Origin of the sequence: Qipengyuania sp. YIM B01966, from assembly GCF_016461955.1 — a bacterium.
Classification (GTDB): Bacteria; Pseudomonadota; Alphaproteobacteria; order Sphingomonadales; family Sphingomonadaceae; genus QFOP01.
Map to the genome: position 1 here is coordinate 42,903 of NZ_JADMNM010000002.1, position 11,813 is coordinate 54,715.

Below are 11,813 nucleotides of genomic sequence, written 5' to 3' on the forward strand. Positions count from 1 at the left end.
CAGCCATCAGCTTAAATCTTTGCTAACCATGGGCGACGTATGTTCCGCGTAGCAAGGGGACTGCACAAGCCTATGGAATACAGCGCAATCGCAGTTGATGGGCGCAATGCCATCGACCTCATTCCCGAAAGCTGCGGAAGGGTCACGGTCGGCTGCGCCGATGTCGCCGGGATAGTTGGTTCGGTGCTCGACAGCTACAGCGCGCTGCGCGACCAGCACTCGGCGCTGCGTATTACCGTTTCCGAACTTGAGGAAGATCAGCGCAAGGTATCCGTCGCCAGCGATGCTGCGCGCGGTTTGTCGGAGCAGGCGATCGAGCGGCTTGGCGAGGGTGCCGCGCTCATCCAGTCATCGCTCGGCCAGGTCAGCGAGCTGCTCGATCTGGTCGAGACATTGACGCACCACGTCACCGGCTTTGCTGCCGCGATGGACCAAGTGAGGCGCTGTTCCAAGGATATCGAGCAGATCGCCGAGACCACCAATATCCTCGCTCTCAACGCCACCATCGAAGCGCACCGGGCCGGTGATGCCGGGAGGACCTTCGCGGTGGTGGCGAGTGAGGTGAAGGGGTTGGCCAGCGACACTCGCAGGGCAACGGACGAGATTGCCCGCACCATTGATATGCTGGGGCTGGAGGCAGGCCAGGTCATCGCGCAGATCGAAAACGGCGCGCGTGCAAGCGGTGAGGCGAAAAACTCGGTCGCGCGGATCGACCAGACCATTACCGAAGTTGTCGATCTCGTCGAACAGGTCGATCGCCATAACGACCGGATCACCCGCGCCACCGGTACGATCTCCGACCATGTCGGCAGGGTTCAGACCGTGCTGGAGAGTTACGAGGGTGCCGCACAGGCCAACGAAGCGCTGCTGCAGCAGGCAAATACGCAGATTGGCGGCCTTGAAGCCATTGCCAACGACATGTTCGATGGCATCGTCCAGGCGGGGCTGTCTCCCGAAGACAGCTACATGGTGTCGCGAGCGCAGGAAGTTGCCGAAGAAGCCGTCAAGCTCGCAGAAAAGGCGATCGATGCCGGCCGGCTCGCCGAAGCGGACTTGTTCGATCAGAATTACATCGAAATCGCTGGCAGTAATCCCAGACGCTACCGGACCAGACTGACCGACTGGGCGCATGACAACTGGCGCCATGTGCTTGACCGGATGGAACAGTCCGATGCGCGTATTCTCGCCAGCGCGTGCACCGACATGAACGGTTTTCTGCCCACGCATCTGACGGCGCAATCGCGCGAGCCGACGGGCGACCTCGAGCATGACACACGTTATTGCCGCAATGGTCGCATCATCCTCGATGCGAGCGACCGGAAGGCGAAGGCCAGCAACGCCCCCTACATGATGGCCGTCTATCGCCGCGACGAGAGCGCCAGCAGCTACCGCGTGGTACGCAACGTGTATGTTCCGATGATCATCCGCGGCCGCCGTTGGGGCGATCTCGAGCTGGCTTACGCGCTGGCGCGCTGATCAAACCTGCCGGCGAGCCATGAAGGCGAGCCGCTCGAACAGCATGATGTCCTGCTCGTTCTTGAGCAGTGCGCCGTGGAGTGGCGGGATTGCCCGATTGGGGTTGCTGTCCTGCAGCACCTCGAGCGGCATATCCTCGTTCAGGAGGAGCTTGAGCCAGTCGAGTAATTCGCTGGTGGACGGCTTCTTCTTGAGGCCGGGCACATCGCGGATGTCGTAGAACACGTCCATAGCCTTCGAGACGAGCTGCTTCTGGATGCCGGGGAAGTGCACCTCGATAATCTCGCGCATCGTTTCGCGGTCGGGAAACTTGATGTAGTGGAAGAAGCACCGGCGCAGGAACGCGTCGGGAAGTTCCTTCTCGTTATTCGAGGTGATAACGACGATCGGGCGTTCCTTCGCCTCGATCCGCTCGCGCGTTTCGTAAACGTCGAAGCTCATCCGGTCGAGTTCCTGCAGCAGGTCGTTAGGAAACTCGATGTCGGCCTTGTCGATCTCGTCGATCAGCAATACGGGGAGCTGGTCGGAATTGAACGCCTCCCACAGCTTGCCCTTCTTGATGTAGTTGCGGATGTCGTGGACCCGCTCCTCGCCCAGCTGACCATCTCGCAACCGCGCAACCGCGTCGTATTCGTACAGGCCCTGCTGCGCCTTGGTGGTCGATTTGACGTTCCATTCGATCAGCGGCGCGCCGGTCGCCTTGGCGATCTCGTGCGCCAGCACCGTCTTGCCTGTACCGGGCTCCCCCTTCACCAGCAGCGGCCGCCGCAAGGTCACCGCCGCATTCACCGCAACCTTGAGGTCCTCGGTTGCGATATACGAGCTGGTGCCTTCGAAACGCTGGGTCATGGGTTTTTCCTTGCAACTTTACGCGGGCGTTAAGGGGCCGGGGCGCCAAGGGCAAGAATGCGTTGTGCCATGGCGGTCAATTGCGCGGCATCGACCTCCTCGGCGGGGTTGCTCCACCCCAGTGTGAGGATCCGCCACTCGCCGCCGGGCGCCTCCAGCAGCCATGTTAGGTTGAGCACGCCTGGTTCGGACCCGCCCTTGTAACCGATATAGGGAAAGTCCGCCTTGCGCCCGGCCAACACCGCGGGATTGACGGCCATGATCGCGCGCGCGGTCGGGTCGGACAGGGCCGCCAGTCGGCCAAGCAGGCGCTGGAGGTCGGCGGGGGTTGCAAACCATTCCACGCTGTCGATCGCGGTCGGCCGGTCGAGCGTGAGCGGTGGGGCGTTGTCGGCATCGCCGCGCAGGCGGGCAGACAGTTCTGCGATCAGCCGCGCCTGCTCCTGCTCGTTCGACTGGGCAAAGCGCCGGGCAAGGGCGGGGTCGGCTTTCAGCACAAAGAATTCGAGCGTGGTCAGCAGCGGCAGCATCTGCGCCGGCTTGGCGTGGGTGCTGCGCACTTCACGTTCGACCACGTCGCGCCCCAGCACGGCGATGAGCTGGTCGGTGGCGGTGTTGTCGCTGACCGAGATCATCGCGGTGGCTAAGCTGTGCAGAGTGACGGGCGCGCCGCGTGGCCAATCGCGCATGGCGCCGCTGGGGAAGGATCGCTGGTCGAGCCGCACGACTTCGTCCCACTGCCGCCGCCCCGCGGCAATCTCGTGCGCCAAAGCCGACAGCACGTAGAGCTTGAAGGTGGAACCCAGCGCCATCGGTTGTTCGGCCCGGTGCGCCAAGAGCGGCGTGGCGGCGGGATCGAGCGGGGCGTAGAACGCTGTGAACGAACCCGGTAGCGCGCCGAGATCGGCCATGATCTTTTCCCGGCTGTCGCCCTTGGGCTCGACGTTCCGGATCAGCAGCCCCGCAACCTGATGCGGCGGCGTGGCCGACAGCTGGACCGGCCCGCTCACCCTTGCGCGCTCGAAGTCGAGCACAAGCGTCGCGGCAAATTCGCTTTCGCGCCCGGTAATCGACGCGCCGAGCAGCGGGCCGTGGCTCGCAATCATCTGCGTGCCTATGGCGCGGAGCTGGTCGGGCGGAACCGCAGCGATGAACTGGGCAGTGAACACCTGCGCCGGATCGCGCTCACCGCGCAGCACCGCAGCAATATCGGCCGCGCGCTCATCCAGCGGGCTGGCGGCGGTAGCTTCGGTTTGTCCAGCGGCGGCAGGCGGCGCACTCACGGCCGCAAGCGCCAGCGCAATCGCGGCGAGATCATGAATGCGCAAACCTCTGCTCCTCCAGCGTCCTGCCACGCTGATGCCGCAGCGCCGCGCCGGTTGCAACGCCAGGGTGCGGCGCATAGGGATTGCCGATGGCAACCGAGCCGCTGACCATCACCACCGAGGCCGGACACAAGCTGTCGGGCTCGCTCGAACTTCCCGAGGGCGAGGTGCGCGGCTGTGCGCTGTTTGCCCATTGCTTCACCTGCACCAAGCAGAGCCGGGCCGCCGTCGCCCTGTCCCGGGCGCTGGCGGCGCGCGGGATGGCAACCTTGCGGTTCGATTTCACCGGCCTTGGCGGGAGCGAGGGCGAGTTCGGCCGCGCCGGGTTCACCACCGATGTCGCCGATCTGGTGGCCGCCGCACAGCATTTGCACGCGCGCTTTGCCGGGCCGCTGCTGCTGGTCGGGCATAGCCTCGGCGGGGCGGCGGTGCTCGCGGCGGCCGACGATATTGGCGGCGACCGGATTGGCGCGATCGCCACCATCGGCGCCCCGGCAGAGGTGCATCACGTGCTCGGCAATCTGAAGGGGGATGTCGAGGCGATCACCCGGCAGGGCGAAGCCGAGGTGACGATTGGCGGCCGGCCGTTCTCGATCAGCCGCGAATTCGTCGAGCGCGCCGAACAGACTGATCTGCTGGGCGAAGTGGCGCGGCTGCGCAAACCGCTGATGATCCTCCACGCGCCGACCGATACGCAGGTCGGGATCGAGAATGCCGAGGCGCTGTTCAAGGCGGCGCGCCATCCCAAGAGCTTCGTCAGCCTCGATCGTGCCGATCATCTGCTGACCGATGGGGAAGACGCCGATTTTGCTGCGGCGGTCATAGCTGCATGGGCCGGCCGCTACGTCGCTGTCGCGTGATTTGTTGCCACCGGGCCGGCATGGCGCTATGGCCGCGCCTGCGGACCGGGCCCCTCTGGCACGGCATGGAGTGTTTCCCTGCCTTGTGATGTCGGACCGCATCGGATTGCACCGATGCTGCTGGCCCGACGCGTTCCCCCCATTCTCGCGCAGCTGGCCGGCATCGGTGCGTCCGATCGAATTCAACGAGTTCGGCAGGGAGCTGCGCGATGGAATTTCTGATGGTCGACTGGCTGGGAACGCCGGTCTGGTTCTGGCTGGCCTTCGCCGGGCTGGTCTTTGGTCTCACCGCATTCGACCTTGGTATCCTGCACAAGGAAGACCGCGAGATGGGCGTGGCCGAAAGCCTCAAGCTGTCGGCCTTCTACATCGCCGTGGCGCTCGCTTTCGGGGCATGGATCTGGGTCGAGCGCGGGGCCGATCTGGGCATGAAATATTATACCGGCTTCTTCATCGAGAAGGCGCTGTCGATCGACAATGTGTTTGTTATCTCCCTGATCTTCACCTTCTTTGCCATCCCGCCGAAATACCAATACCGCGCGCTCTTGTGGGGCATCCTGGCGGTGATCGTGCTGCGCGGGATCATGATCGCGCTGGGCGCGGCGCTGGTGCAGGAATTTTACTGGACGCTGTATCTGTTCGCTGCCTTCCTGATTGCCACCGGCATCAAGATGCTGATGAGCGGCGACCATGCGCCCGATCTCGCCTCGAACAAGGTAGTGCAGTGGATATCGCGGCGGATGCGGGTAACGCCCGAGCTCCACGCGCAGCATTTCTTCGTCCGCGTACCGAGCGAGAAGACCGGCAAGATGGTGCTGGCGGCCACCCCGCTGTTCCTGGCGTTGGTCGTCATCAACCTGGCCGACCTGGTGTTCGCGATCGATTCGGTGCCGGCGATCTTCGCGATCACGACGGACACCTTCATCGTCTATACCTCGAACATCATGGCGATCCTCGGCCTGCGCGCGCTCTATTTCGCGCTCGCGGCGATGGTGCACAGGTTCGAATATCTGAAATATGCGCTGGCGCTGGTGTTGATCTTCATCGGCTCGAAAATCTTTATCGGCGACTTCCTGATGCCCGGCGGCAAGGTGCCGCCGCTATTCAGCCTCGGCGTGACCTTCGCGCTGATCACGGGCGGTATTCTGGTGTCGCTGTGGAAGACGCGCGGGCAGGGGGAGGTGCCACATCCACCGCCCGGCTAGCGGCGTTCAGGCGTCGATCAGTTCCGGGTCGAGCTCGCCGGCGCGGTTCTGGATGAAGTTGAACCGGTGTTCGGGGTTGCGGCCCATCAGCTGGTCAACCAGTTCGCCCACCGCCGCGCGCTGTTCGTATTCCGGCGGCAGGGTGATCCGCAGCAGGCTGCGGGTTGCCGGGTCCATGGTCGTTTCGCGCAATTGGCCTGGGTTCATTTCGCCCAACCCCTTGAAGCGGCCAACCTCGACCTTTTTGCCCCTAAATCGGGTCGCCTCCAGCTCGGTACGGTGCGCGTCGTCGCGGGCATAGGCGCTCTCCTTGCCCGCCGTCAGCCTGTAAAGCGGCGGCTGGGCGAGGAACAGATGGCCGCGCCGGACGATCTCGGGCATTTCCTGGAAGAAGAACGTCATCAGCAGCGTCGCGATATGCGCCCCGTCGACATCGGCATCGGTCATGATGATGATCCGGTCATACCGCAGATTGTCGGCGTTGCAGTCCTTGCGGAAGCCGCAGCCCAGCGCGAGGCCGAGATCGGCGATCTCCTGATTGGCGCGGATCTTGTCGGCGGTGGCGCTGGCGACATTGAGGATCTTGCCGCGGATTGGCAGGATTGCCTGGGTCTTGCGGTCGCGGGCCTGCTTGGCGCTGCCGCCGGCGCTGTCGCCTTCGACGATGAACAGCTCGGTCTCGCCCTTGCCTTCGCCCGAACAGTCGGTGAGCTTGCCCGGCAGACGAACCTTTTTGGAATTGGTCGCGGTCTTGCGCTTGACCTCGCGCTCGGCCTTGCGGCGCATCCGCTCGTCCATCCGCTCCATCACCGCGCCCAGCAGCGCGCGCCCGCGCTCCATATTGTCGGTCAGGAAATGGTCGAAATGGTCGCGCATGGCGTTCTCGACCAGCCGCGCGGCCTCGGGGCTGGTAAGCCGGTCCTTGGTCTGGCTCTGGAATTGCGGATCGCGGATGAACACCGACAGCATGATCTCGGCGCCGACCATCACATCGTCGGCCGAAATGTCCCTGGCCTTCTTTTGGCCGATCAACTCGCCAAAGGCGCGCAGCCCCTTGGTCAGCGCGGCGCGCAGGCCCTGCTCGTGGGTGCCGCCATCGGGGGTCGGCACGGTGTTGCAATACCAGCTGGTCGCGCCGTCCGACCAGAGCGGCCAGGCGATCGCCCATTCGACGCGGCCCTGATCGTCAGGAAAGTCCTGCCGCCCGGTGAAGGGCTGCGCGGTGACGCATTCGCGCTCGCCGACCTGCTCGGCAAGGTGATCGGCGAGGCCGCCGGGGAACTTGAACACTGCTTCGACCGGCACATCGTCGCCAGCGAGCGCGGGGGCGCATTTCCAGCGGATTTCCACGCCCGCGAACAGATAGGCCTTCGACCGGGCGAGGCGGAACAGGCGTTTAGGGCTGAACTGCCGGTCGCCGAAAATCTCGGTGTCGGGTACGAAGCTGACCGTGGTGCCGCGCCGGTTGGGCGTGGGGCCAATCGATTGCAGCGGCCCTCGCGCTACGCCGCGAGCAAATTCCTGCGCATAAAGCTGGCGGTCGCGCGCCACCTCCACCCGCGTCAGGCTCGACAGCGCATTCACCACGCTCACGCCGACGCCGTGGAGGCCGCCGCTGGTGGCATAGGCCTTGCCCGAAAACTTGCCGCCCGAGTGCAACGTCGAGAGGATCACCTCGAGCGTCGATTTGCCGGGAAACTTGGGATGCTCTGCCACCGGGATGCCGCGGCCATTATCGGCGATGGTCAGCCGGTTGCCGGTATCGAGCTGCATCTCGATCCGCGTGGCATGGCCTGCGACCGCTTCGTCCATCGCATTGTCGAGCACCTCGGCGGCGAGGTGGTGCAGCGCGCGGTCATCCGTGCCGCCAATATACATCCCCGGCCGGCGGCGGACCGGCTCCAGCCCTTCGAGCACCTCGATCGACGAGGCATCGTAATCGCCCGAGCTGGCGGGCGTGTTGGCGAACAGATCGTCGTCAGGCATGGCGCGCGCTATACGGCGGTGGCTCACCACGCATCAAGCAGCGCGCCGCAAGTTATCGGCAGAAGGCTCAGAATCGCTGCGGGGCGGGATCGATGATCGTCACCGTGCCGGTGCGGACTTCGCGCACTTCCATCGTGCGTTCGATCACCCCGTCGCGGCCAAAGCGGAACGGGCCGTCGAGCCCGAGGAAGCCCTCGTCGCCGCGGAGCGCCGCGAGCGGGAAGGGGCGGCCCGGGCGCCAGTCCTGCGCCAGTCGCAGCACCAGCAGCACCGCATCATAGCCGATGGTCGACACCCGATAGGGCGCAGCGCCGTGGCGCGTGCGGTAGGTATCCGAAAAGCGGCGATAGCGCGCATCCGACATGGCGGAGAACCACGCCCCGCGCAGCGCCGCCGCGCGCGGAACATCGGCTGCGCCGCTCCACAATTCGGTGCCGAGAATGCGCGGGCTGGCGGCAGTCGCGGGCTTGATCGCCGCCGCCGCCTGCGCCGCAATGCGCGAGCTTTCGGGGATCAGCACCGCCTCGAACCCACCGGCGCGACGCAGCCGCGCGGTGGCCGCCGCGACTTCAGTAGTGCCCGGCGCATAGCGTTCGACTGCCACCAGCGTCCCCCCGCTGTCACGCACCGCCGCGCCAAAGGCCGCCTCTGCACGCTGGCCGTAATCGCTCTGCGGGATCAGCGCGGCGAAGCGGGTGACGCCCTGCGCGCGCGCATGGCCGACGGTGCGGCGGATCGATTGTTCGGGCATCTGCCCCATCACGAACACATCGCCGCGCGCGGCAGTCATGTCGTTGGTGAAGGCAATCACCGGCACCCCGGCAGGGCGCGCGGCGGCCGACACCGAGGGAACGTCGCCCGCGTTGAGCGGTCCCAGGATCACCGTGTTCCCATCGGCAATCGCCCGCGCGGCCGCGCTGCCGGGATCGGTTCCGGTATCGTAGGTGGTGATGCGAATATTGTCGGCGCTGGTATCGAGCACCGCCATATTGGCCGCGTTGGCGATCGACTGGCCGACCGCCGCCGAATTGCCCGTCAGCGGCACGAGCAAGGCGATCCGGTGGCGGGTGCCATCCTGCGGCAGGGTGCTGCCGGGGGCGGGCACGGTGGTCGTCGGCGGCGGCGGGGCGGGGCGGACAGGTTCGACCCGGCCGCTGCTGGGGATCACCTGACAGCCAGCCAGCAAGGCCGATACCCCCAGCGCGGCGAACTGCCGCCGGTTCCACATCCGTGTCATCATGACTTGCCGCACCCTCATCCTGTCGCCAAAGCTGCGCCGGTGAGCCTCAGCCCGCCTCCTCCAGCCTTGATGCCGGGTCTGTATATTGTGGCCACGCCGATTGGCAATCTCGGCGACATCACCCGCCGCGCGGTCGAAACGCTCGCCGCCTGTGATGCGGTGGCGTGCGAGGATACGCGCGTGGCAGGCAAGCTGTTGAATCATCTGGGCCTGTCGAAGCCGCTGTGGCGTCATGACGACCATGCCTCGGACGCCGACCGCGCCCGCGTTATCGAGGCGGCGCGGAGTCAGGCGGTGGTGCTGGTCAGCGATGCCGGCACGCCGCTGATTTCCGACCCCGGTTACCGCCTGGTCCGCGCCGCGCGCGAGGCGGGGATTGCCATCACCAGCCTGCCCGGCCCGTCGGCGGCCATCACCGCGCTGACGCTGGCCGGCCTGCCGACCGACCGGTTCTTGTTTGCCGGCTTTCTCCCCCCCAAGGACAAGGGCCGCAAGGATGCGCTTCAGGCCCTCGCGCATGTCCCGGCAAGCTTGGTGCTGTACGAAGCCGCCCCGCGCCTGACGCGCACGCTGGCGGCGATTGGCGAGATATTGCCGGGCCGCGAGGTCGCGGTGGCGCGCGAGCTGACCAAGCTGCACGAGGAATGCCGCACCGGCAGTGCCGAGGCGCTCGCCGCGCATTACGCAGCCCACCCGCCGCGCGGCGAAATCGTGCTGGTCATCGCCCCGCCGCCCGACCGCCCGGCCGAGGCGCCCGAGGATGCCGACGCGCTGTTGCTGGCGGCGCTCGAAACATTGAAACCCTCGCAGGCTGCGGCCGAGGTGGCGCGGGCGACCGGGCTTGATCGCAAGGCGCTCTATGCCCGCGCGCTCGCACTGCGCCGCCCATGAGAGCGCCCGCCACCCGCCGCCGCGCCGAACGCACCGGCCGCGTCGCCGAGGAAGAGGCCGCCCGCTGGCTCGAGCGGCAGGGCTGGTCCATCCTCGCCCGCCGCCGGCGCACGCCGCTGGGCGAGATCGACCTGATTGCGCGCCGCGGCCCGCTGGTCGCTTTCGTCGAGGTCAAATACCGCGCCAGCGCCGCCGGGCTTGCCGAAGCGATCGACGAATACCGCCTGCGCCGCGTGGCCGCTGCGGCCGAAGCGGTCGCGCACGACTATTTGCGCCCCGGCGACGATATGCGGGTCGACGTGATATTGCTGGCGCCCGATACCGCGCCGACGCATATCGTCAACGCCTGGCAACCCTAGGAGCACGCGCCTTGAGCCTCACCGTCGCCGTCCAGATGGACCCGCTGGAAGATATCGCGATTAGCGGCGATTCGAGCTTTGCGCTAATGCTGGCGGCACAGGCGCGCGGGCATCGCCTGTTCGAATATCAGGTCGGCTCGCTCGCCTGGCAGGGTGGGGGCGATGTGCCCGAACGGCTGACCGCCTGGGCCCGCCCGGTGACGGTACAGCGCGAGGCGGGGCGGCATTTCACCGCCGGCGATTATCGCCTGCTCGATCTGGCGGCCGATGCCGATGTCGTGCTGATGCGACAGGATCCGCCGTTTGACCTGGCCTATATCAGCGCCGCCTTCCTGCTCGACCGGCTGAAGGGCCGCACGCTGGTGGTCAACGATCCGCGAGAGGTGGTCAACGCGCCCGAAAAGATGCTGGTGCTCGATTATGCGCGGTTCATGCCGCCGACGCTGATCGCCCGGCGCCTGGACGACATCCGCGCCTTCCACGCGCAGCATGGCGCGATCGTGGTGAAGCCTCTCCACGGCAATGGCGGCAAGGCTATTTTCAAGGTCGAGGCGGACGGGGCCAATCTGTCGGCCCTGTCCGAAATGTTCGACAATGCCTGGCCCGAACCGCACATGGTCCAGGCCTTTCTTCCCGAGGTGGCGGCGGGCGACAAGCGCATCGTGCTGATCGACGGCGAGGTCGCTGGCGCCATCAATCGCAAGCCGGGCGCGGGCGAATTCCGCTCGAACCTCGCCCGCGGCGGTTCGGCGGAAGCCGCCACGCTGACGCCGCGCGAGGAGGAAATCTGCGCAGCACTAGGCCCCGATCTCAAGCGGCGCGGGCTGGTGTTTGTCGGGATCGACGTGATCGGCGGCGAATATCTCACCGAAATCAACGTCACCTCGCCCACCGGGATCGTCGCCATCGATGCCTTCTACGGAACCGACACCGCTGCCCGCATCTGGGATGCGATCGAGCGGCGCCACGCCGCGATGGCCGGCGGCTGACCCTTTCAGGACTGATCCATGAATTCCTTCGTGATCGATGCCATCGCGCGCGGCGGCTATCTCGGCATTTTCGTGCTGATGGCGCTGGAGAATATCTTTCCGCCGCTGCCGTCCGAGGTGATCATGGGCATGGGCGGCCATCTCGTCGAACAGGGGCAGATGGCGTTCTGGCCGCTGCTGATCGTCGGCACGATCGGCACCACGGCGGGCAATTATTTCTGGTACTGGATCGGCGCCAAATGGGGCTATCGCTGGCTCGAACCCTTCGTCAATCGCTGGGGCCGCTGGCTGACGGTCGATATGGACGAGGTGGACCGCGCAAGCCGGCTGTTCCGCCGCTATGGCGAGGTGATCGTGTTCTTTTTCCGCTTCTTCCCGTTGATGCGGACGATGATCTCGCTGCCCGCGGGGCTGGCGCAGATGAACGTCTGGCGGTTCCTGCTGTTCACCTTTGCCGGATCGGCCATCTGGAATGCGGCGCTGATCCTGGCCGGCAAATGGGCCTCGGGCTCGCTGGAGAATTTCGAGCAATATGCAGGCTATGCCGTGCTGGCTATGCTGGGCGTGGCGTTCGTGGCCTATATCTACCGCGTCATCACCTGGCGACCCAAGGATTGCACCGGCGAGTAGGCG

At 66.0% G+C, this 11,813-nt stretch carries 11 protein-coding genes; 7 read left to right on the forward strand and 4 right to left on the reverse strand.

All coding sequences use genetic code 11. From position 1 onward, the window contains the following. Positions 1-72 precede the first annotated feature (72 nt). Positions 73-1,476 (forward strand): methyl-accepting chemotaxis protein, encoded by a 1,404-nt coding sequence (locus tag ILT46_RS02925; protein ID WP_199503161.1) that lies wholly within the window; start codon positions 73-75, stop codon positions 1,474-1,476. Here the strand turns inward: ILT46_RS02925 and ILT46_RS02930 are convergent, their stop codons facing one another. Together ILT46_RS02930 and ILT46_RS02935 are read right to left on the reverse strand one after the other, a co-directional pair. Then, entirely contained in the window at positions 1,477-2,325 is an 849-nt protein-coding gene (locus ILT46_RS02930) for an AAA family ATPase (RefSeq protein WP_199503162.1), read from the reverse strand. A gap of 29 nt (positions 2,326-2,354) precedes the next feature. After that, the gene (locus ILT46_RS02935; protein ID WP_199503163.1) at positions 2,355-3,653 is read right to left on the reverse strand and encodes a serine hydrolase; all 1,299 of its coding nucleotides are present in this window, start codon (positions 3,651-3,653) and stop codon (positions 2,355-2,357) included. Between the two features lie 86 nt (positions 3,654-3,739). Between ILT46_RS02935 and ILT46_RS02940 the strand changes: the two genes are divergently transcribed. Together ILT46_RS02940 and ILT46_RS02945 are read left to right on the forward strand one after the other, a co-directional pair. After that, positions 3,740-4,510: an alpha/beta hydrolase family protein gene (locus ILT46_RS02940; protein ID WP_199503164.1), complete on the forward strand. Its 771-nt coding sequence runs from the start codon at positions 3,740-3,742 to the stop codon at positions 4,508-4,510. 209 nt (positions 4,511-4,719) lie between these two features. Further along, positions 4,720-5,715, forward strand: a complete 996-nt coding sequence (locus ILT46_RS02945; RefSeq protein WP_199503165.1) for a TerC family protein — start codon at positions 4,720-4,722, stop codon at positions 5,713-5,715. A gap of 6 nt (positions 5,716-5,721) precedes the next feature. On the opposite strand, the gene parE is transcribed toward ILT46_RS02945, so the two are convergent. Next, positions 5,722-7,701 carry a DNA topoisomerase IV subunit B gene (gene parE, locus ILT46_RS02950; protein WP_199503166.1) on the reverse strand — a complete coding sequence of 660 codons (1,980 nt, stop codon included), beginning with the start codon at positions 7,699-7,701 and terminating at the stop codon, positions 5,722-5,724. A 67-nt stretch (positions 7,702-7,768) separates the two neighbouring features. Continuing rightward, positions 7,769-8,941, reverse strand: coding sequence for a penicillin-binding protein activator (locus tag ILT46_RS02955; protein ID WP_199503167.1), 1,173 nt, complete (start codon positions 8,939-8,941; stop codon positions 7,769-7,771). A gap of 69 nt (positions 8,942-9,010) precedes the next feature. On the opposite strand from ILT46_RS02955, the gene rsmI reads away from it, so the two are divergent. Genes rsmI through ILT46_RS02975 form a run of 4 tightly spaced genes read left to right on the forward strand, consistent with a single transcriptional unit; the run spans position 9,011 to position 11,810 of the window. Beyond that, positions 9,011-9,832 carry a 16S rRNA (cytidine(1402)-2'-O)-methyltransferase gene (rsmI, locus tag ILT46_RS02960; protein WP_199503501.1) on the forward strand — a complete coding sequence of 274 codons (822 nt, stop codon included), beginning with the start codon at positions 9,011-9,013 and terminating at the stop codon, positions 9,830-9,832. Further along, positions 9,829-10,191 carry a YraN family protein gene (locus ILT46_RS02965; protein ID WP_199503168.1) on the forward strand — a complete coding sequence of 121 codons (363 nt, stop codon included), beginning with the start codon at positions 9,829-9,831 and terminating at the stop codon, positions 10,189-10,191. The genes rsmI and ILT46_RS02965 overlap by 4 nt, the downstream gene beginning before the upstream one ends. A gap of 11 nt (positions 10,192-10,202) precedes the next feature. Then, entirely contained in the window at positions 10,203-11,180 is a 978-nt protein-coding gene (gene gshB, locus ILT46_RS02970; RefSeq protein ID WP_199503169.1) for a glutathione synthase, read from the forward strand. Positions 11,181-11,198: 18 nt separating this feature from the next. Then, on the forward strand, positions 11,199-11,810 hold the full coding sequence (locus tag ILT46_RS02975; protein WP_199503170.1) for a DedA family protein: 612 nt from the start codon (positions 11,199-11,201) through the stop codon (positions 11,808-11,810). Positions 11,811-11,813: the final 3 nt, after the last annotated feature.

Bases quoted from the DNA above. Each gene is read 5' to 3' on its own strand.
- ILT46_RS02925 (WP_199503161.1), top strand. From the start codon at position 73: ATGGAATACAGCGCAATCGCAGTTGATGGGCGCAATGCCATCGACCTC.
- ILT46_RS02930 (WP_199503162.1), bottom strand. From the start codon at position 2,325: ATGACCCAGCGTTTCGAAGGCACCAGCTCGTATATCGCAACCGAGGAC.
- ILT46_RS02940 (WP_199503164.1), top strand. From the start codon at position 3,740: ATGGCAACCGAGCCGCTGACCATCACCACCGAGGCCGGACACAAGCTG.
- ILT46_RS02945 (WP_199503165.1), top strand. From the start codon at position 4,720: ATGGAATTTCTGATGGTCGACTGGCTGGGAACGCCGGTCTGGTTCTGG.
- parE (WP_199503166.1), bottom strand. From the start codon at position 7,701: ATGCCTGACGACGATCTGTTCGCCAACACGCCCGCCAGCTCGGGCGAT.
- ILT46_RS02955 (WP_199503167.1), bottom strand. From the start codon at position 8,941: ATGATGACACGGATGTGGAACCGGCGGCAGTTCGCCGCGCTGGGGGTA.
- rsmI (WP_199503501.1), top strand. From the start codon at position 9,011: ATGCCGGGTCTGTATATTGTGGCCACGCCGATTGGCAATCTCGGCGAC.
- ILT46_RS02965 (WP_199503168.1), top strand. From the start codon at position 9,829: ATGAGAGCGCCCGCCACCCGCCGCCGCGCCGAACGCACCGGCCGCGTC.
- ILT46_RS02975 (WP_199503170.1), top strand. From the start codon at position 11,199: ATGAATTCCTTCGTGATCGATGCCATCGCGCGCGGCGGCTATCTCGGC.